Below are 19,483 nucleotides of genomic sequence, written 5' to 3'. Positions count from 1 at the left end.
TGACTTTTTGAGGAATAAGTGGAGTTATAATGAGATATACTCTTAAACAGCTCAGATATATTGAAGTTGCTGCGCGTCACCGTTCCATTACGCATGCTTCAAAGGAATTGAATATCTCTCCCTCCTCCATCTCTGCTGCCATCGACTCGATTGAGCAGGAATTGGGCCGGGCTATTTTCAGGCGCCTCCCATCCAAAGGGATTACGCCAACACAGTTTGGCGCCGCCTTTTTGGGGCATGCCCGCCAGTTGTTAAAGGCTCACCTAACGTTTGAAGATGCAGTTACGCAGCAGGCAAATACGGTTAACGGGTCGATAAAAATGGGCTGTTTTACACCGGCGGCACCGATTTTATTGCCCCTCATTACGCGGTCCGTTGCCAATAATTATCCCGGCATTTCAATGCATTTCGAAGAGGGAGAAAATCAGGCAAACCTGACAAAAGTGGTTCACAATGAAATCGATCTTGGGCTTGGATTTTTGGGCGAACCACATGAAGGCATTTCATTTACGCCATTGTTCAAAGCTCCACCTCATGTGGTATTGCCTCATGACCACCCGCTTGCCAGCCAAACAGTACTTTCCTTGAAGGATCTTCATACTGAACCGATGGTCTTGTTGGATCTGGAGCAGACACGGGATTATATGTTCAGTCTGTTTGCAGAAGATAATTTAACGCCACGTGTCGTTTATTCCTCAAAATCAGCGGAAATGGTACGCAGTATGGTTGCAGCAGGCCTTGGATATTCGGTCTTTAACCTGCGCCCATTAAGAAAACAGCAGTATACTGTAGGGGATTTGGTTCGAATTCCGCTGACCTCTGGATACCGTGTAGTGGAATTCGGTATATTGCGAAGAAAAGATGCAGCGCTGAGCAAGGCGGATCAAGTGGTCATTGAAACCTGCTTGCGCCTTCGATCTGAAGGGGCGTTTAACGATGCGGTATTGGCGATGGATCTGACCTGAGGGTATATCCTCAAATATTTAGATGATATACAAAGTAAAAATATATTTTACTAAAGAAAGGGAGTTGGGTAGCCTTTTTTTGATCATGTAAGCGGAATAAAAATCAAAAATAATTCGCTACAACTAACAGGAGGCTGGGATGAGAAAAATCGGAGTCATGGCGCTTGCCGCCACGCTTCTGGCGGGTACGTTCGGCATAACACCATTAAAGGCGGAGCAGGGAAAGCCCGGTGGTACATTGGTGATGGGAACGACACAAAAGGCGCGGCATTTAAACCCTGCGGTTCAATCTGGTATCGCAACCGCTGTACCGGGAACACAGATATTTGCAACCCCGCTTCGAATTGATGAGAACTGGCAACCTCAACCCTATTTAGCGGAAAGTTGGAATGTTTCTCAGGACGGGAGAAGTATCACTCTAAATTTACGCAAAAACGCGCGCTTTCATGATGGTGAACCCATAACGTCAGAAGATGTGAAATTTTCCATTGAAACGGTGAAAACAAATCATCCGTTCAAGTCAATGTTTGAACCGGTTGAGAATGTGGACACCTCCGATCCTCACATAGCCATTATTACATTTTCTAAATCCCATCCAGCGGCTTTGCTGGCCATGAGCAGTGCGCTTCTGCCGATAATTCCAAAGCATGTTTATGGGGATGGGCAGGATTTGAAAAGTCATCCGATGAATAATGCCCCTGTTGGATCCGGTCCTTTCAAATTCAAGGAATTTAAGCCCGGCGAATATATAATTCTGGAAAAGAATAGTGATTATTTTCTGGAAGGACGGCCCTATCTGGATAAGATCATTATCAAAAATTATAAAGATACGACAAGTCTGGCTCTTGCGACGGACAAGGGGGAAGTGACGATGTTTCCTTTCCTCTCCAGCACCAAGGATATCCGGCGTCTTAAAAAGAATGATGACCTTGTCGTGACTTCAAAGGGTTATGAGGCAGTCGGTCCAATGAATTGGCTGGCTTTTAATACCAACAATGAAATTCTGAAAAATGAGAAAGTCCGTCAGGCGATTGCCTATGGTTTTGATAGAAATTTTATCACTAACGCTTTGCACGGGGGGCAGTCAACAGCGGCAACGGGGCCTGTAGCACCGGGAAGTCCGTTTTACGCAGCCGATGTGGAAAAATTTGAACTAGATATTGAAAAGGCGAATAAACTGCTTGATGAGGCGGGTTATAAACCCGGCGAAGATGGCATGCGTTTCAAGCTGAAACTGGATTATATCCCCGGTGCTGCTGAAATGCAGAAGAGTGTGGCTGAATATCTGAAGCCGCAGCTTAAAAAGATTGGTGTGGACGTGGAGCTTCGGGCGTCACCGGATTTTCCAACATGGGCAAAGCGCGTTGGTGGACATGATTTTGATATGTCCCTTGATATCGTGTTTAACTGGGGTGATCCGGTCATCGGGGTTCACCGGACTTACTCTTGTGAAAATATTCGCAAAGGCGTGATCTGGTCTAATACACAAAGCTATTGTAACGGAAAAGTGGACGGCCTGTTGAAGCTGGCTGCAGAAGAGCAGGATACCGATAAAAGGATCGCCCTCTATCAGGAAGCTCAGGAAATTATCGTGAGCGAGGCTCCACTGGCGTTTATCAATACGCTTCCCTATCACACAGCTTACAGCAAAAAGCTTGGTAATCCGCCTTTGACCGTATGGGGCGCAATGTCTCCTTTGGATGAAGTCTATTTCAAGTAAGTAAGGTTGGATCGGCGACGGGGGGGTGTCTTGAGTATATTATTGGTAATCTTTCGTCGTCTGGTCCACGCGTTTCTGCTGATCCTGGCTGTATTGGTTCTGAATTTTCTTCTTATTCACATAGCACCGGGTGATCCGGCGGAAGTGATCGCAGGAGAAATGGGCGGTGCAACAGAGGAAATGCTGGCGCAAATCCGCACCGCCTACGGCCTTGATCAACCTGTAATTGTCCAGCTTGGTACCTATTTGGGGAAGGCATTGCAGGGAGATCTTGGCCAATCATTTTTTTACAATGCGCCGGTTCTTGAATTGGTTAGCGGTCGTATCGGTGCGACTATTTTGTTGGTGATGACAGCCCTCTTGTTTGCCATATTTGTAGGGACATTGTTGGGGGTTATCGCCTCTCACAAACCCAAGGGGATTGTGAGTGGTCTGGTGACGCTTGTTTCCGTCATTGGCTATTCTGCCCCGATTTTCTGGACCGGTATGATGTTGGTGATCCTGTTTGCATGGTCTATTCCAATTTTTCCGATTTCCGGAATGTATGATATTACGAAAGGTGACGATCTGTGGACGCGGGCCCTTGATATCCTGCATCATCTGGTTTTGCCTGCCCTCACACTGGGTATCGTCTATCTCGCGCAATATGCTCGTTTGTCCCGTGCCAGCATGCTGGAGATATTGGGGTCTGATTATATTCGGACCGCGCGTGCAAAAGGCGCTTCTGAGATTAGTGTTTATGGGCGTCATGCGCTTCGCAATGCGATTCTGCCCGTTGTAACCATTGCGGGCTTGCAGTTTGGTAGTGTTGTCTCGGGTGCGGTGCTTGTTGAAACGGTCTTTAGCTGGCCAGGTCTTGGTACTCTTGCCTTCGATAGTATTCTGGCGAGGGACTACCCAACGGTACTTGGAATACTCTTTTTCTCCTCCCTGTTGGTGATTGTCGCAAATCTGCTCACTGATCTTGTCTACCGACTGGTAGATCCCAGAATCCGGATGGAGGGTTGATTGTGACAGTCACCAGTGATCAAAATCTGCATATTTCCAGTCAAAGTCCGCTCAAGGAAGTAGCTCGTGCTTTTCGTCAAAGTTGGGCGGGAATGCTAGGGCTTGTGCTTTTGTTTCTTGTCTGCGTGTTCTGCCTCGCCGGTCCTTTTATCTATATGGTTGACCCCTTTGAGGTGATCTGGGCGCCGCTGACGCCACCCGGTGAAGTTGCCAATGTCCCTTTGGGCACAGATTATTTAGGTCGTGATATTCTGGCGGGTTTGATCCATGGCGGCGCGTCCACTTTGTTTGTGGGGTTGGTCGCCGGAGTTTTGACCATGACCATTGGTATCTTGGTTGGATCTATTGCGGGGTACTACGGAGGAATGGTAGACGAAGCCCTGATGCGGCTTACGGAATTTTTTCAGGTGCTGCCAGCGTTGTTGTTTGCGATGGTGTTGGTCACCCTGTTTACACCGTCCATTTATGTTGTTTCGATTGCAATTGGTATCGTGAGCTGGCCGGCAACGGCGCGACTGACGCGCGCGGAGTTCTTGCGCATTCGAAATCTGGAATATGTGAACGCAGCCCGCTCAATCGGTGCGCGCAACAATAGGATCATCTGGCGGGTCATTTTACCGAATGCGTTAGCCCCCCTTATCGTTTCCGCCACTTTGACTGTGGGTATAGCCATTCTATTTGAAGCAGGTCTGAGTTTTCTGGGTCTTGGGGATCCCAATGTGTTCAGTTGGGGAATGATGATCGGTGCAGGCCGAGAATATATTCTTGATGGGTGGTGGACGATCAGTTTTCCCGGACTGATGATTTTTCTGACTGTTCTGGGTTTCAGTCTCATTGGGGATGGTCTGAATGATGCCTTTAATCCCAAGCTGAGGGAACGCTGATGTCTGTTGTGCTCGACGTAAAAGATCTGGTTGTTGATTTCAAGACCCGCGCAGGTAATGCCCGTGTACTCAATCAAGTCAGCCTCGATCTGAGAGAAGGAGAGATATTAGGGATAGTGGGTGAAAGTGGGTGCGGTAAAAGCATGACAGCCCTGTCCATTATGGGGCTGATACCAAACCCACCGGGCCGCATTACTTCCGGGTCCATTTCGCTTGATGGACAAGAACTCACGTCTATGCCCGCAGCCAAGCTTCGGGCAATACGGGGTAACCGGATTTCTATGATCTTTCAGGAGCCGATGACGTCACTTAATCCTGTGTTTCGAATAGGGGATCAGATCTCTGAAAGTGTTCTGCTCCATCAGAATGTCAGTAAAAAGGAAGCCTGGAAACGAGCTGTTGAAATGTTGGAGCTGGTGGGGATACCTGAACCTGCTGTCCGCGCCCGCTCATATCCGCACGAATTGTCTGGCGGGATGCGTCAACGGGTAATGATTGGCCTTGCCCTTGCGTGCAAGCCCAAAGTGTTGATCGCAGATGAACCAACGACGGCGCTGGATGTAACAGTGCAGGCTCAGATTTTCGATTTGTTGAAAAACCTGCAGGAAGAAACCGGTACAGCAATCATATTGATTACGCATGATATGGGGGCCGTTGCCGAACTTGCGGATCGTGTCTCGGTTATGTATGCCGGCCATGTGATAGAAACAGGGTCTACCCGGCAAATTTTGGATGATCCGCGACATCCATATACCCGTGGTCTGATTTCCTGTGTTCCGCATCTGGAGGATAATCCGGGAGATGAGCGCCCCTATCTTGAGGAAATCGAAGGTGTTGTACCACCGCTAACCGAGCTTGGCACTGGCTGCGCTTTTGCCCCACGCTGCAAACATGTGATGGACAGATGTTTGACCACCAATCCGGTGATTGGCCGTGTCAGCCAACAACATTCGGTGGCCTGTCATTTGCTCAAGGAAAAAGAACTCGCATGACAGATCAGACGCTCCTAAAGGTTCAGGACCTGAAAGTTCATTTCGCTAAAAAGAAGATGTTTCGCGACCCAATAGTGGTTCACGCGGTTGACGGGGTGAATTTTTCCATACCCAAAGGCAAGACCTTGGGAATCGTCGGTGAAAGCGGCTCTGGCAAAACTACGACAGCTCTCGCAGTTCTACGGTTAGTGCCAATAACTGATGGCAGTATTGAGTTGGCTGATCAGAAAATCTGTGAGCTTGAAAAGGAGGAGTTACGAAAAGCACGTCGCCATTTTCAGATGATTTTTCAGGACCCTTACTCTTCTCTCGATCCGCGCAAACGGGTTGGAGAAATTGTACGCGAGCCGCTCGAACTGATGGAAATAGGTAAACCCGAAGAGAGGGACGAAAAAGTTCGTCAGCTTTTTACACAAGTGGACTAAGGCCGGAACTCACCAGCCTGTTTCCACACCAGTTTTCCGGAGGACAACGGCAACGGGTGGGGCTGGCCCGTGCCCTCGCGACAGAGCCAGATCTGATCGTTTGTGATGAGCCGGTTTCCGCACTTGATGTGGCCGTTCAGGCCCAGATTTTGAACCTGATGAGAAGACTACAGGAAAACTTGGGTCTCACTTATCTGTTTATCAGTCATGACTTGGGGGTTGTTCAGCATCTATGCGATGAGGTTGCCGTTATGTATTTGGGTCAGATTGTAGAAAAAGCTAATCGCAAGACACTCTTCAAGGCACCGGCGCATCCTTATACACAAGCTTTGTTGGCATCGGTTCCGAGGGTTCATTCTGTGCCCGGAACACCAAAAAGGGTGCCGCTTGCTGGTGACCCGCCAAGCCCTATTAATCTGCCCAAAGGTTGCCGGTTTTCCGGCCGTTGCCCCAAAGCAACCGATCGCTGTATGGTTGAGGCTCCAAAGTTGCGAGACTTCGGTGATGGTCACTTGGTATCCTGCCACTTTGCTGAACCTCAGAGTGTCTGATTTCCACTTTGATGCTCAGCACTCATTCTAGCAGTTTTCTCGATTAGCTGGCTTCTTGGGGATTTCCCTTTACCCGTATGGGAATATGGGGTCAAATTAGGCTCTCATAATAAAAACAATAAAGAGAGAAATATGACATATACAGAAATGCTGACCGAACGGCGCGATGCCGTTGAAATCATCACACTTAATCGCCCAAACAAACTGAATGCCTGGACCCGCACTTTGAACAGGGAATTGCAGAGCGCAATTGAGCGGGCGAATGAAAATCCGGAAGTCGGCGCAATTGTCCTCACCGGCGCGGGTTCGGGTTTTTGTGCCGGAGCCGATATCGAAGAAAGTTTCCATGACCCCCTGCAGGCGGGTGAGAAGGCACGCCTGAACGGGGAAGTAGAGCCGGGCAGCTCGCCCTGGGTGCGTTTGCTGAGAGGTTCCAAGCCCATTGTAGTGGCGCTCAACGGGGTTGCCGTAGGGATTGGAATTAGCATGGTGCTACCAGCAGATATCATTCTGGCATCTGACAGGGCGCGTATAGGCATGTTTTTCGTGCGTTTGGGCGTGGTTCCTGAACTTGCCAGTACCCATTTTCTGGTTCAGCGGGTTGGATTTGCACTGGCCAGCGAAATGTTCCTAAGCGGTAAATTATATGATGCGCGCGAGCTGGAAGGGACGGGACTGTTCAACCGTATCGTCCCCCATGATGAGCTTTTAGACGAAGCAGTAGCGTGCGCGGCTCAGATTGCCACTAACTCGGCCCCTGCTTTGAAAAAGATAAAAGGGTTGATCACGCAAAATGGCACCTGCGACGATCTGGATGCTGTGACATTGCGCGAGCATCACGCACTTGCCGCTTCATACGAGACAGAGGAACACAAAGCCGCTGTCGCCGCTTTTATGGCACGTAAAAACTGATGGCTTGAGCCGTATTTATTGGGCTGAGGCGGTTTTTGTATCGAAAGCAGTAATTGCCTTGCCCTTGCGTTTCAGGCATTTGGTGTGCAATCTGTGTGGTGTATTTAACTTTGGGTTATGCAGCAAGGGCATGGCTGTTGTGGAGTGGTGATGTGAGGCAATGAACGGATTACTTAAACTGTTGATTTGCGCTGTAATTATATTTGCATATCCAAGTTATTGCTCAATCCGTGATGCTTTGCGGGAAGAGCAATATTTTGTGATAGGAGAAACACCTATCTTTTTGCCAAAATATGCCTTTCGTTTTGCTAGTCAACATGAAGGGAAGACGACTTTTGTAAAGACCTATATTGACAAGGTGGACCAAAATGTTTGGACCGAATATTTGCGAGATGAAGGACGGTCGTGGCAGGTGATAGAGGTTTGGGTCAAGAACATTCATACGGAAAATACGTATTTAGAAATGTTAGAAAGCCTAAAACAACACGGTGTGAAGAAGTATATGTCTGAATTTGATTTAGTTTCCTATGGGTATGGTATGAAGGAGCGCGCTTTTTTCTTTCCCGCTGAGGAATATGGACGAAATGCTTATATTACCTGCTGGTCCACACCGCCAAACTACACAGCCTTTTATTTGTGCCGAGGTGGGTTTTTTTATGAAGGCTTAACGGTCGATTTTTTCTTTGAAAAGTATGAGCTGAAAAAATGGCGACAGTATTTTGATGGGGTTACTAGATTTGTTGAGGAAATTGTAGAAGACGGTCAAAACGAGAGAATGGTTAGAGGCAATTGACGGGATTGATCATCCAGCGGAGTACGTTATTTCGGGTATTGCTAATTTGACAGAGCCGTCGATACATTCAATTTATTTGTTCGAATAATAGAACAAAATTCACTTATTCATAAAATAAGTTGACAGTGCTTTGTGGCTGCCGATATCGTCGGTGGTGCGTGAAGGGTATCGAGCGGGCGAATTTGGGGCCGGTAAAGTGAAGCTGTGCAAATCAAGAAGTAACAAACAGGTACAGCATATGGGCCGACTTATCATCCAGTTTTGAACGGATATGGGCGATGCAAACGATCTTAATGTCGATCGACCCGCTTTCATGGACACCCAGCCGCCAGAAAAGGGAGGGATGAATGAGCGTAGTATTGACAGCAGAGCAGCAACAGATCAGGGACAATGTCCTGCGCCTGTGCCAGAATTTTGATGATGATTACTGGCTGGCTCGCGATACGGATGGGAAATTTCCAGAGGATTTCTGCCAGGCCATAGTGGATCAGGGATATATGGGAATTGCAATGCCCGAAGACTATGGCGGAAGCGGCCTTGGCATCACCGAAGCTGCCGTATTGGCGCAGGCCATTACGGAATCTGGCGCGGCCAATGCCGGTTTTGCCGCACTGATTATTGGTATTTTCGGCTTGAACCCGGTTGTTGTGTTTGGCACCGAAGAACAAAAACGCAAATGGTTGCCCCCGATTATCAGGCGTGAGGATGTAGCCTGTTTTGCGGTGACAGAGCCCAATACGGGGCTGGATACCACACGGCTCAAGACAAAGGCCCGCCGACAGGGTGATGTCTATATCGTCACGGGCGAGAAGGTCTGGACATCTACTGCGCAACAGGCAAATAAAATGCTCCTGATCGCGCGAACCCGACCGGAAGAAGAAACAGCGCGTCCCATAGATGGACTGTCCCTTTTCTATACAGACCTTGATCACGATTATATTCAGATCAGGCCCATCGACAAAATGGGCCGTAAATGTGTGGATTCAAACCAGCTCTATATTGATGAATTGCCTGTACCCAAAGAGCATTTGATCGGGGAGGAAGGAAAGGGGTTTCGTTACCTGCTGCATGGGTTGAACGCGGAGCGGATTTTGATTTCAGCCTCAATGGTCGGCCTTGGCCGGGCGGCGCTGGAGAAGGCCCGAAAATATGCGCGTGACAGAGTGGTTTTTGGTCGCCCTATCGGTATGAACCAGTCCATTCAGCACCCACTGGCGGAATCCTGGGCGGAGTTGGAGGCAGCAAATCTGATGGCGTTCACCGCTGCGCGTCTTTATGACAGCGGTGAGGAATGCGGCCTTCAGGCTAATGCCGCAAAATATCTCGCGGCGGAGGCTGCGTTCAAGGCCTGCACCAATGCGGTTATGACCCACGGGGGTATGGGATATGCAAAAGAGTTTCATGTAGAGCGGTATTTGCGCGAGTGCCTGATCCATCGCTTGGCTCCGATCAGCCCGCAGCTTATTTTGAGCTATCTGGCGGAAAATGCGCTGGGGCTTCCCAAATCCTATTAGGCTGTGCAAAATTAGGCTTCCTGCCCACAATAACAACAAGAAAAACGAGGATAGAATGTCAGGCTTATATTACGAAGAATTCGAAATCGGGATGGAGTTCAAACATGCGTTGACACGTACTGTGACAGAAATGGACAATATCATGTTCAGTGCCATGACCCATAATCCACAGCCGCTGCATCTGGATGAGGAATTTTCCAAAGGAACATTGTATGGCCAGCGAATAGTCAACAGCCTGTTCACATTGGGGCTTGTCATCGGTGTTACGGTCGCAGAGACAACCCTTGGGACGACACTTGGCAATCTGGGAATGACCGATATCCGTTTTAAAAACCCCGTCTTTCATGGCGATACTTTGAGGGTCGTCACCCGGATCAAAGACAAGCGCGAAAGTAAATCACGGCCCGATACAGGGATCGTTACGTTCGAACATATAGGCTATAATCAACGCGATGAAGAGGTCTGTTACGTTGTGCGCACCGGCCTGATGAAAAAGAGGACCGCGTGATGATCCGCTCATGGCTATTTGTACCCGGTGACAGCGATAAGAAGATGCAGAAGGGGCGTGGAAATCCGGCGGATGCGCTTATTCTGGATCTGGAGGATTCTGTTTCTGATGATCATCAGGAAGAAGCAAGATTACTGACGCGGGACTTTTTAATTCGTAATACAGATCGCTCTCGCCAACAGCTTTGGGTGCGGATCAATCCTCTGGATCACGCGTTATCGCTGGCGGATTTGGCAGCTGTTATGCCCGGCGCACCTGATGGGATTGTTCTGCCGAAAGTCAAATCAGCCGATGATATCAATAAACTGTCCGATTATCTGGACATTCTTGAGGTGAGAGAGGGGCTTCCAGCGGGATCGACTAAAATTCTGTCCGTCGCAACCGAGACGGCGCAATCGCTTCTTACCTTTCACAGCTACCTTGAATCGGTGAGCAAACGGCTTGTCGCCTTGACATGGGGCGGCGAAGATCTGGCTGCGGCTTTGGGGGCCAGTGACAATAAAAATCCACAAACGGGCGGGTATGATGACGTGTTTATTTACGCCAGATCCATGTGTCTGGCGACTGCCCGCGCCATTGACGCTCAGCCGGTTGGGGTGGTGTATGTGAATTATAGGGATCTTGCCGGGCTGGAGGCGGAATGTTTGCATGATCGGCGGACCGGTTTTGTTGGCAAGGCGGCCATTCACCCTGATCAATGTGAGGTTATTAACCGGGCTTTTTCTCCCAGTGAGGCGGAAATCAGCCACGCGCGTAAAGTCGTGAAGCTTTTTGCAGATAATCCGGGAAAGGGAACGATTGGTCTTGATGGGCAAATGCTGGATATGCCGCATTTGAAACAAGCCCAAAATCTGTTGCAGCTCGCCCAAATTATTGAGGAAAAAGACAGGGCAGATGACAATGGTGATTGAGGATCAGTGGGTACGCTGCTGAACATCGTTGAGTGCAGCAGCGCAGGCTATCGCCGCGAAACACATGGCGGCAAAAAGGCCCAGCACGGCTGCTTCACCAAACTGGCTTGCAATCAGGCTGAACAAGCCACCCGCCAGTAGCAGAACGCCAATAATCGTGTTTGAAAGGGCCGTATAGGCGGCGCGTCTGTCCTCATCGGCCATGTCAACAAGATGGGTAGTCCGGCCGAGGCGAACTCCCTGATAGGCGATCATGAGGGCAAAGAGCAGGAGGGGAAGCACCCAACTCTCATCCAGTAACCCACTGATCGAGGTAAGAGCGGTTGCCGATAGGGAAAGTCCACCGATAAGACCTGCGCTCATGAGTACTTTGCGGCTGGAGCGATCCGCGAGCCGCCCCCAGATGAAACTGCTGCTGATCCCCGCTAGAGACGAGGCCAGCAAAAGCAGGCCCAATTCAGCAAAGGCACTTTCCTGTTCACTGGCACTTAAAGACACCATGAAGGGCGGAGCCAGTGCTGTTGCAATTAAAAGTCCGCGCGTGGCAATAAATAAAAGAAGCTGCTTATCCGATTTAAGGTAATCGAAATTATCGCGCGCCAGATGAAAAGCGTTGCGCCCGCCTTCAGTGGCGCCCTTGTCTTCGGAGAGGCTGCTAAAGAGCAGGCTGGCCCCGATCCAGAACCCACCGGCAAGGAGTAAACCAAAACTGACCAGTTCTGCTTTGTCGAAGATGCCTGAGCTGAGTAGCAGGGCGAATACGACAACAAATCCGGCGGCAATTGAGGTGGCGGCGCCGGTGGCGGTTCCCCGCCGGGATTTATCAACGGTTTTTCCAAGCACATCCTTGTAGGACACGGAACAAATGCTGCGTGCAACAGCCAGAATTGCAAGGAGTATAAGAACGGCAATGCCAAGGGACGCCCCTTGCAGAACAAATGCGCTCCCCGCAATTGCAAGTGCGCAGATGCCCTGAACGGCACTGCCCGCTGACCAGGCATATTTACGAAGGGGGAGGGTGCGAATATAGCTGGCGGTAAATAACTGTGGCAGCAGGGCACCTGCTTCACGGATGGGGACGAGCAGACCGACCAGATAGGCCGGTGCACCGGCATTTGTCAGCAACCAGCTCAGAACCAGCTTGGGATCGATCATTCCATCGGCCGCCTTGGTCAGGGACAGAGAAAAGATATGCTTGAAAAAATTGCCCGGCTGGTCGCGGCAGGCGCTATCAGCAATATCTCTGCACGCTCGACCGTCATCTTCAGACGTTAGAATTTCAAACGCTTTTTCTGACAAACTTTTTTGCATCATCAATCCCGGATTGTTTGGCGACCTCCTGCACGTTAGGTAGCGACGCCCTTAAGAATTACAATTCCTTTTTTCTGCGGTCCCATCTGCCTAAAAAGCTTCTTGTTCGATTAATTCCTGCTCATTTTTCCGGCGTTGAACTCAAGAGACAAAGTGAAATGTCGGCTAGGTTTTGATCGGCTCAGCTTTCAGGTGGCGGAACTTTTGTTCGAGAAAATCAATAAAGGCGCGAACGCGAGCGGGGACGATTTGTCCGGGGGGGCGGACAGCCCAAAGGTTCCATTCAGGCAGGATCGTATACTCATCCAGTAGGGCTATGAGCTTTCCTTCCTTGATCAAAGGGCTGACGTCCCATAAGGATCGGAGGGAGACCCCACCGCCAGCCAGTGCAACCTCGGTAATGACGTCGCCAAAGTTGGTGGATAAATTGCCGCCAACCTTCACTTCATGTGTTTCGCCGGCTGCATCACGCATATGCCAGATCCGCTGCCCCGTGAGGACAAGGCATTGGTGATGTGTCAGGTCTTGAGGGGTTTCAAGTCGCGGTGCCGTTTTAAGATAGTCGGGTGACGCAGCAAGAACCCGAGGAATGTCTGCCAGTTTTCGCGCGATCAGGCTGGAGGGTGCCAATTCCCCAATACGCAGTGCCAGATCAAAGCCCTGCTCGACAATATCGACCACGGTGTCGCTAAAATCCAGACGGACATGCACCTGCGGGTGCGCTTGCAGGAATTCCGTAACATAAGGGGCGATATGGCGCCGGCCAAAAGAGGCGGGAGCGGCCACCCGCAATTCACCCTTGATTACTTTTGTACCGCCGGACAGGTCTGTTCGGGCATCATCGATATTCTGGACGATGCGTCTTGCATGCTGCAAGAATGCCTCCCCATCGGACGTCAGTGCAACCGAGCGGGTTGTGCGATTGAATAATTTTGCGCCCAAACTGTCTTCCAGTGTCTGGATCCGTTGGGTTGCAGCAGTGGGGGAGAGGCCAAATTCCCGGCCAGCCTTGCCGATGGCGCCAATACTGGCGATGCGAATGAATAATTCGAGTGTGCTGGTATCCAGATTCATTATTTGATTTTACCAAATAAAGAAAACCAAACAAGGAAGATTATTTTTAATTTCAATATAGCTACATTAAAGACATCACAGTTGGTCAACCCCCTCACTGATACAGGAGTGAACCATGACACAAAATGATCTTAACATTTCAGCCACTGCACAAAGTCAGAGTAGTTCAAGTCAGGATCTATCCCTTCTTGTTCAGCAAGGAATTATCAAAGGGCATGAACTGCGTTCACTTGCCTTCATGAACCTGATCGGATGGAAATTTCCCACGAGTTTTCTGTCCGGGATGAAATTGTCCGGACAGAAGCGCGGTCTGAACGGGACGCCCTGTTAAAGAGGGCTATTCGGTCCGTTAAATATCCAGCTTAAGCATAGTCATTGATGCTGCGGCCTGTCACCAGCCCCCAAACCATGGTGTCATCGTCCAGCATGCGATGGATCATCTGCGCGGATTGTTCCGGTTTCATGGCAATATCAAGATTTCGTTCGATACCGGCGCTGTCATACATGTTGGTTTCCACCTTGCCCGGGAAATAGCCCATAACGCGAATGCCTTGCGGGGCATATTCGGCTTCAAGACAGCCAGTAAATCCGCGGATTGCCCATTTACTGCCGCTATAGACACTGATCTGTTTGCGGCAGTACAGTCCAGCAGTCGAGACAACATTTACAATTGCACCGGATTTTCTTCTGACCATATGGGGCAATACGGCGTGGCTCATAAACATGGTGCCAAGGGTGTTGGTTTCCATTACAGAGCGAATATCTTCCAAGGAGTGCTTGTCAAAATCGCCTTCAAGCCAGACCCCGGCATTATTGACCAAGCCCCAGATATCTCCGTGCTCCTCGCGGATTTTTGAGACAGTGTTCACGCAATCTGTTTCGCTTGAAACATCAAGGACATAGCCGGGTACATCCAACGAGGCAGCGAACTCTTCAACGCGCTTTTCATTTCGGCCTGTCAGGATAGGACGGTAGCCTTTTTGTTTGAGCAGCGCCGTGGTGGCGAGGCCGATCCCGCTGGTTGCGCCAGTAACAATAACAAGGCGGTTGGTTTCAGACATTTTTCAGCTTTCACATTATGAAGATGAGGCGAATTTGGTTTTGAGAGTGGGAGAATGGCAAAAAAGTGTCAGAATTTCAAATGCTACATTCGCCGCTAGCAAAGCAGTCATTCCGCCAACATCATGGGGAGGAGAAACCGTATTGATATCCGCTGCAATAATATCGAGGCCTTGCAATGCCCGAAGAAACCCGAGCCCCTCACGAGCTGTGGCGCCACCCCATGTGGGGCTGCAAACCCCCGGTGCGGTGGAGGGGTCAAAAAAATCCATATCAAAGCAGAGATAGACAGCCCTGCCTTTTAGCCGAGATTTCAGTTCTTGCGCTATCGCTAGATAGCCCTGCTCAAAAAATGTCTCGGCACTGATGATATTGTATCCGTGACTTTGGGTATGTTCGAACACATCCACCTGCGATGCGGTGCCACGAATACCTACATGCCAGGAGTTTTGCGTATCGATCAATTTTTCTTCTGCGGCGCGAGTAAAGGTTGTGGCAGTGTTATAGATTTCATGCAGCTGTTGTCCAACGCTGCGATAGGTATCCGTATGGGCATCAATATGCAGGACAACCATATCCTTGTGATGGGCATTTGCGGCCCTGAGCAAAGGCAGTGAAATCATGCCATCACCCCCAAAGCCAAGAGGGGCCGCGCCAGCTTCGTGAAGGCTAAGAGCCGTCTTTTCTGTCTGATCAAATGACTGTTCGATTACGCTGGGGATCACATTTACATCACCGCAATCAACCAGATTTAAGCGTTGGACGGGACTGAATTTGGTGAAGGGAGGCTGAAACTGATCCAGTTGGCGAGATTGCGCGCGAATTGCGTTGGGGCCGCCGCGTGATCCAATGCGGTCGGGGCTTGTCCCGGCATCGAAGGGAACCCCTAAAATGGCGGCGTGGGCGCCTTCGGGCTGAGGATCGTAGGGCACATTCATGAAAGTCTGCGGATTTGAAAACATACTGCTATCTGTCATTTGTCTTCCCCTATTATTCCCCATCGTAATACGGCCTGAGTGTCGATTGTTCAAATAATGCCGGACTTGGTTATACCGATTGCAGACCATTTAACCCAGATCGTTTTTACAAGACTTTGACGATAATGAGTTATGGGCACCAAAGGACTGTTTCATACAGGATATAATTCGATTGCAGGGTGGCGGCTTGTAATCTTGCTACCATTGGTGGAGCTGGTTATATTCAAAATTAAACTCCCTTGATGCACAATCATCTCGGTTAATTGAGTTTTTTTGGGGGGGGTGGCACCACGGCTATACATCCGTGGGTATTATCTGCTGATTGGATTTTGGCAGCCGTGGAGTAGTAATGTGAATCTGAGGAGAAATTTACTTGTTGTCTATACAATTGCAATTTTTTTTGGCGGTGGTTTTCTGCTGATCGCAATGAGTGTGATCATGCATATGAACCCTGAAATTGCTGCATATCTGCAAGACATCGCTAAAGCTTTTTATTCAATTATTATAATTGAGAATTTTGAGGGGTGTAAAGATTTTCGATCGACTGAATGCAATTTAAATGAGATTTCAGAGCGATTGGTCTTGCCTCCAATATTTCTCTTTTCTGTAATATTTGTAACTTACTGCGCTTTGCGGTTGGAGGATAGTTTGTCGAAATCCTTTTGGGCAGACTATTTTGTAAAATCTTCTAGATTTTACCGAATTGCATTGCCAGCCGTTGGTATATCACTATTGTTGGTTGGTTTGACTTCCCTAAGAAAGCATGAAGGACCGGGCAGGCGAGGTTTCGTGCCGAGAGAAGAGCATATAGGCGATTTTATTGTTTTGTCTAACTTGGTTTTAATTTGGCTGGGAGGGCTCTGTTTATGGCTCTATCTCATAAACCGAAAACATTGGAGATTATAATTGTCACAAGATGAATCCTCAAATCCACTCCTGACTACGAGGACTTGGCAGTCGGGGAACGGTGCTTTGTGGAGGTTGGTGACTGCCGAACTTCCCTAATACCGGTTGCAGATCATTTTACCCAGATCGTTTTTACAGGACGTTGGCGATAAAGTCTTGAACCGGTTATGGTTATCGGCAAAATGGTGGGGTTCAAACAGGGTACAGGGTGGTGGCAGTATGGATGAGTTTGATTACATCGTTGCGGGGGCAGGATCAGCGGGTTGTGTGCTTGCAAATCGTTTAAGCGCGGACCCGTCTGCAAAGGTTTTACTGCTTGAAGCCGGAGGCAGCGACAATCGGTTCTGGGTTCATGTACCCGTTGGATATTTATATTGTATGGGGGATCCAAATACCGACTGGTGCTATGAAACGGAAAGTGAAAAGGGCCTGAATGGCCGGTCGCTGAATTATCCGCGCGGTAAGGTCCTGGGGGGCTGCTCGTCCATTAACGGGATGATTTATATGCGGGGACAGGCCCGCGATTATGATCAGTGGCGACAGATGGGTAATAGCGGTTGGGGATGGGATGATGTATTGCCGCTATTTCGCAAATCGGAAAAGCATATGGGCGGCGGTAATGAATTTCACGGAACAGATGGAGAGCTGAGAGTTGAAGAACAACGATTGAGCTGGCCCATTCTGGATGCAGTGCAGGAAGCGGCTGCTGAAATTGGGATCGCCCCGCGTAAGGATTTCAATGATGGTGATAATGAGGGCGCCGGATATTTTCCTGTGAACCAGAAGAAGGGTGTTCGTTGGAACGCGCGAAAGGCTTTTCTTGATCCGGTGAAAAACCGACCGAACCTTTCAATTGTAACACATGCTCAGGTGGAAAAGCTAACACTGGAAAATAAGAAGGTCACGGGCCTGATCTACAGGCGCGGCGATAAATCCATTGAGGTAAAGGCGCGCAGAGAAGTTGTGCTGAGTGCCGGTGCAATCGGTACACCACAGATTTTGCAGCTATCCGGTATTGGACCTGCTGAAATATTGAGTGATCTTGGGATTCCCTTGCAGCATCATTTACCGGGCGTCGGAGAGAATTTGCAGGATCATCTGCAAATCAGGACAATTTTCAAGATTGAAGGTGCCTCGACACTGAATGAGCGATTTCACAGTCTGTTTGGCAAGTTGAAAATCGCGAGTGAGTATCTATTCAACCGCTCAGGTCCGATGGCCATGGCACCAAGCCAGTTGGGTATTTTTTCCAAATCTTCCCCCGAATATGAGACGGCGAATATTGAGTATCATGTTCAACCCCTTTCGTTGGAAAAATTTGGTGAGCCGTTGCATGATTTCCCAGCGATTACAGTATCCGTTTGTAACCTGCGCCCTGAAAGCCGGGGGAGTTGCCATATCCGGTCGGCCGATTTTCGCGATAGCCCGTCGATCAGGCCCAATTATTTATCTGCAGCTTCTGATCGGCAGGTGGCGGCGGACAGTATTCTGCACGCGCGCAGACTTATGGCCACGGACCGACTAAAACCGTTTCGGCCGCAGGAATTTAAGCCCGGCCCCCATATTGTTGACAAAGAGGATCTCGCCCGGGTGGCAGGTGATATCGCGACGACTATTTTCCATCCAGTTGGGACTGCCCGCATGGGACAAGATGATCGAGCCGTAGTCTCCGAGCGGTTAAAGGTCCACGGGCTTGAAGGGTTGAGGATTGCCGACGCGTCCATCATGCCAACAATTCCTTCGGGAAACACCCATGCACCCGTTACCATGATTGCAGAAAAAGCGGCCCTGATGATAGCAGAGGATTACAGCTAGATTTGAATAAATCTTTCCTGAAACCAGATGATTGACGGGTAGGCGCAAAGCCAAATCCAAAAAAATCGGTTCAGGCCAAAGAGGCAGGCGTTTGCCAGATGAAAGAGTGCCGCGATAGCCAGGCCAAGAGTTAGGCTGATCGGGTGCAAAAGGCAGAGCGGAAACAGCAATTCAAACAACATCACGGCCCAGGACATTACAAAGAGCAATCGCGGACTGGCTGCAAATTGGCGAATTTGATCCGAAACCGGATAGGCGGAGAAGCGAAAGACATCATTTAACGCGAGTCCGCTTCGCCAGTCGGGATTACGAATTTTTACCCATCCAGAAATGAAATAGGACAGGACAAGTTGAAGCGCCAGATATCCGAACGCCAGTTCCCGGACGAGCAATGCGGGTGAGAAATTCGCGATTAACAAGGCGGTCAGGATTAAAATACCCATGCGGTCGCTACCGCCATTATAAGGGCCTTCAAACCAACTCAACTGCACAAGATACAGAATAAAAAGTCCGAGTAGTGCCCAGTCAGCGTAAAATCCAGCGAGCAGACAGACTGAAAGCAAAATTCGGATCGAAAACAGAATTCTTTCGCGCCTGCGAGCGGTTAAATGCTCAAAACTTTGCTGTATGAAGGCGAGTGCCAGAAGGATTTCTGAATACCCAATAGCCTCTTGCAACGTCATGAGACGACCTGTTCTTTGAACGGCCTGCCTTCTGATTGATAGGCTGTGGTTTGTATCAGTTCGCTACCAGATCTTTCAAGGAGTACAAGCCGAAACTGCAGGAATTGAGACTGTTTTTCAATAGTATCCGAATTTCCAATTTCCGTGGCGATCCGGTTAAAGAGTTCATTTTCGCTGTGTTCTGAATTATAGGCGAGCAGCCGTTCAGCGCAGCTGACCAGAAACAGGTCCTCATTTCGGGCAGGATTCCAGAACAGATTTTTTATCAGTTGGATTGGATGAATTTTCGAAGGTGATGGCCTGAATTCGATCCAGTTCAGGTTGTTATTCAGGTTTTTGTCCGACAGGGCATATTCGACACGAGGCGATGGGGCGATTTCATCAAAAAACCGCCAGGAAGGTACGATTGCAGGTAGCAGCAGCCTGAAACTATTTAAGACAGTTTTGAGAAAATTAGCTGCCATTTGATCCATCA

The 19,483-nt window shown here is 49.3% G+C and carries 19 protein-coding genes and 1 pseudogene; 14 read left to right on the top strand and 6 right to left on the bottom strand.

Translation table 11 applies throughout. The annotated features are described in order from the left end of the window. The first annotated feature begins 29 nt into the window (after window positions 1-29). The 11 genes and pseudogenes from JCM23214_RS01130 to JCM23214_RS01080 all read left to right on the top strand — a co-directional run bounded on the left by JCM23214_RS01130 (window position 30) and on the right by JCM23214_RS01080 (window position 11,183). The gene (locus JCM23214_RS01130) at window positions 30-965 is read left to right on the top strand and encodes a LysR family transcriptional regulator (protein ID WP_025897072.1); all 936 of its coding nucleotides are present in this window, start codon (window positions 30-32) and stop codon (window positions 963-965) included. Window positions 966-1,377: 412 nt separating this feature from the next. Then, window positions 1,378-2,685, top strand: coding sequence for an ABC transporter substrate-binding protein (locus JCM23214_RS01125; protein WP_439646369.1), 1,308 nt, complete (start codon window positions 1,378-1,380; stop codon window positions 2,683-2,685). A 30-nt stretch (window positions 2,686-2,715) separates the two neighbouring features. After that, window positions 2,716-3,693: an ABC transporter permease gene (locus tag JCM23214_RS01120; RefSeq protein ID WP_025897070.1), complete on the top strand. Its 978-nt coding sequence runs from the start codon at window positions 2,716-2,718 to the stop codon at window positions 3,691-3,693. A 26-nt stretch (window positions 3,694-3,719) separates the two neighbouring features. Further along, on the top strand, window positions 3,720-4,577 hold the full coding sequence (locus tag JCM23214_RS01115; protein WP_439646368.1) for an ABC transporter permease: 858 nt from the start codon (window positions 3,720-3,722) through the stop codon (window positions 4,575-4,577). Further along, window positions 4,577-5,569 carry an ABC transporter ATP-binding protein gene (locus JCM23214_RS01110; RefSeq protein WP_025897067.1) on the top strand — a complete coding sequence of 331 codons (993 nt, stop codon included), beginning with the start codon at window positions 4,577-4,579 and terminating at the stop codon, window positions 5,567-5,569. Before JCM23214_RS01115 ends, JCM23214_RS01110 begins: the two co-directional genes overlap by 1 nt. After that, window positions 5,566-6,545 (top strand): annotated as a pseudogene (locus JCM23214_RS26370) (ABC transporter ATP-binding protein). The gene JCM23214_RS01110 and the pseudogene JCM23214_RS26370 overlap by 4 nt, the downstream one beginning before the upstream one ends. Before the next feature lie 132 nt (window positions 6,546-6,677). Beyond that, window positions 6,678-7,457 carry an enoyl-CoA hydratase/isomerase family protein gene (locus JCM23214_RS01100; RefSeq protein ID WP_025897065.1) on the top strand — a complete coding sequence of 260 codons (780 nt, stop codon included), beginning with the start codon at window positions 6,678-6,680 and terminating at the stop codon, window positions 7,455-7,457. A gap of 160 nt (window positions 7,458-7,617) precedes the next feature. Beyond that, a complete protein-coding gene (locus JCM23214_RS01095) occupies window positions 7,618-8,250 on the top strand; it encodes a hypothetical protein (RefSeq protein WP_025897064.1) in 633 nt (210 codons plus the stop codon). Window positions 8,251-8,597: 347 nt separating this feature from the next. After that, a complete protein-coding gene (locus tag JCM23214_RS01090; protein WP_025897062.1) occupies window positions 8,598-9,764 on the top strand; it encodes an acyl-CoA dehydrogenase family protein in 1,167 nt (388 codons plus the stop codon). 55 nt (window positions 9,765-9,819) lie between these two features. After that, on the top strand, window positions 9,820-10,272 hold the full coding sequence (locus JCM23214_RS01085) for a MaoC family dehydratase (protein ID WP_025897060.1): 453 nt from the start codon (window positions 9,820-9,822) through the stop codon (window positions 10,270-10,272). Beyond that, window positions 10,272-11,183: an HpcH/HpaI aldolase/citrate lyase family protein gene (locus JCM23214_RS01080; protein ID WP_051547978.1), complete on the top strand. Its 912-nt coding sequence runs from the start codon at window positions 10,272-10,274 to the stop codon at window positions 11,181-11,183. The genes JCM23214_RS01085 and JCM23214_RS01080 overlap by 1 nt, the downstream gene beginning before the upstream one ends. A 3-nt stretch (window positions 11,184-11,186) precedes the next feature. On the opposite strand, the gene JCM23214_RS01075 is transcribed toward JCM23214_RS01080, so the two are convergent. Both JCM23214_RS01075 and JCM23214_RS01070 read right to left on the bottom strand, forming a co-directional pair. Further along, window positions 11,187-12,497 carry an MFS transporter gene (locus tag JCM23214_RS01075; protein WP_199899186.1) on the bottom strand — a complete coding sequence of 437 codons (1,311 nt, stop codon included), beginning with the start codon at window positions 12,495-12,497 and terminating at the stop codon, window positions 11,187-11,189. Between the two features lie 162 nt (window positions 12,498-12,659). Beyond that, window positions 12,660-13,568, bottom strand: coding sequence for a LysR family transcriptional regulator (locus tag JCM23214_RS01070; protein ID WP_025897057.1), 909 nt, complete (start codon window positions 13,566-13,568; stop codon window positions 12,660-12,662). Window positions 13,569-13,683: 115 nt separating this feature from the next. Here JCM23214_RS01070 and JCM23214_RS01065 point away from each other — a divergent pair, with 115 nt between their 5' ends. After that, window positions 13,684-13,899, top strand: a complete 216-nt coding sequence (locus tag JCM23214_RS01065; protein WP_025897056.1) for a hypothetical protein — start codon at window positions 13,684-13,686, stop codon at window positions 13,897-13,899. Between the two features lie 31 nt (window positions 13,900-13,930). On the opposite strand, the gene JCM23214_RS01060 is transcribed toward JCM23214_RS01065, so the two are convergent. Then, the gene (locus JCM23214_RS01060) at window positions 13,931-14,629 is read right to left on the bottom strand and encodes an SDR family oxidoreductase (RefSeq protein ID WP_025897055.1); all 699 of its coding nucleotides are present in this window, start codon (window positions 14,627-14,629) and stop codon (window positions 13,931-13,933) included. A gap of 15 nt (window positions 14,630-14,644) precedes the next feature. Continuing rightward, a complete protein-coding gene (locus tag JCM23214_RS01055; protein WP_199899185.1) occupies window positions 14,645-15,604 on the bottom strand; it encodes an arginase family protein in 960 nt (319 codons plus the stop codon). 282 nt (window positions 15,605-15,886) lie between these two features. On the opposite strand from JCM23214_RS01055, the gene JCM23214_RS01050 reads away from it, so the two are divergent. Together JCM23214_RS01050 and JCM23214_RS01045 are read left to right on the top strand one after the other, a co-directional pair. Continuing rightward, a complete protein-coding gene (locus tag JCM23214_RS01050) occupies window positions 15,887-16,510 on the top strand; it encodes a hypothetical protein (protein WP_025897053.1) in 624 nt (207 codons plus the stop codon). A gap of 219 nt (window positions 16,511-16,729) precedes the next feature. After that, the gene (locus tag JCM23214_RS01045; RefSeq protein WP_025897052.1) at window positions 16,730-18,325 is read left to right on the top strand and encodes a GMC family oxidoreductase; all 1,596 of its coding nucleotides are present in this window, start codon (window positions 16,730-16,732) and stop codon (window positions 18,323-18,325) included. On the opposite strand, the gene JCM23214_RS01040 is transcribed toward JCM23214_RS01045, so the two are convergent. After that, window positions 18,322-19,008, bottom strand: a complete 687-nt coding sequence (locus tag JCM23214_RS01040; protein ID WP_025897051.1) for an HTTM domain-containing protein — start codon at window positions 19,006-19,008, stop codon at window positions 18,322-18,324. The two genes, JCM23214_RS01045 and JCM23214_RS01040, sit on opposite strands and share 4 nt — an antisense overlap. Further along, window positions 19,005-19,481 carry a hypothetical protein gene (locus JCM23214_RS01035; protein WP_025897050.1) on the bottom strand — a complete coding sequence of 159 codons (477 nt, stop codon included), beginning with the start codon at window positions 19,479-19,481 and terminating at the stop codon, window positions 19,005-19,007. The genes JCM23214_RS01040 and JCM23214_RS01035 overlap by 4 nt, the downstream gene beginning before the upstream one ends. Window positions 19,482-19,483 lie beyond the last annotated feature (2 nt).

The organism is Sneathiella glossodoripedis JCM 23214 (assembly GCF_000616095.1).
Classification (GTDB): domain Bacteria; phylum Pseudomonadota; class Alphaproteobacteria; order Sneathiellales; family Sneathiellaceae; genus Sneathiella; species Sneathiella glossodoripedis.
This window is presented reverse-complemented; position numbering and strand designations above follow the sequence as displayed.

Coding starts and splice junctions, on each gene's coding strand:
- JCM23214_RS01095 (WP_025897064.1), top strand. CDS start 7,618: ATGAACGGATTACTTAAACTGTTGATTTGCGCTGTAATTATATTTGCA.
- JCM23214_RS01035 (WP_025897050.1), bottom strand. CDS start 19,481: ATGGATCAAATGGCAGCTAATTTTCTCAAAACTGTCTTAAATAGTTTC.
- JCM23214_RS01100 (WP_025897065.1), top strand. CDS start 6,678: ATGACATATACAGAAATGCTGACCGAACGGCGCGATGCCGTTGAAATC.
- JCM23214_RS01075 (WP_199899186.1), bottom strand. CDS start 12,497: ATGATGCAAAAAAGTTTGTCAGAAAAAGCGTTTGAAATTCTAACGTCT.
- JCM23214_RS01040 (WP_025897051.1), bottom strand. CDS start 19,008: ATGACGTTGCAAGAGGCTATTGGGTATTCAGAAATCCTTCTGGCACTC.
- JCM23214_RS01130 (WP_025897072.1), top strand. CDS start 30: ATGAGATATACTCTTAAACAGCTCAGATATATTGAAGTTGCTGCGCGT.
- JCM23214_RS01065 (WP_025897056.1), top strand. CDS start 13,684: ATGACACAAAATGATCTTAACATTTCAGCCACTGCACAAAGTCAGAGT.
- JCM23214_RS01070 (WP_025897057.1), bottom strand. CDS start 13,568: ATGAATCTGGATACCAGCACACTCGAATTATTCATTCGCATCGCCAGT.
- JCM23214_RS01055 (WP_199899185.1), bottom strand. CDS start 15,604: ATGACAGATAGCAGTATGTTTTCAAATCCGCAGACTTTCATGAATGTG.
- JCM23214_RS01045 (WP_025897052.1), top strand. CDS start 16,730: ATGGATGAGTTTGATTACATCGTTGCGGGGGCAGGATCAGCGGGTTGT.
- JCM23214_RS01080 (WP_051547978.1), top strand. CDS start 10,272: ATGATCCGCTCATGGCTATTTGTACCCGGTGACAGCGATAAGAAGATG.
- JCM23214_RS01085 (WP_025897060.1), top strand. CDS start 9,820: ATGTCAGGCTTATATTACGAAGAATTCGAAATCGGGATGGAGTTCAAA.
- JCM23214_RS01090 (WP_025897062.1), top strand. CDS start 8,598: ATGAGCGTAGTATTGACAGCAGAGCAGCAACAGATCAGGGACAATGTC.
- JCM23214_RS01110 (WP_025897067.1), top strand. CDS start 4,577: ATGTCTGTTGTGCTCGACGTAAAAGATCTGGTTGTTGATTTCAAGACC.
- JCM23214_RS01060 (WP_025897055.1), bottom strand. CDS start 14,629: ATGTCTGAAACCAACCGCCTTGTTATTGTTACTGGCGCAACCAGCGGG.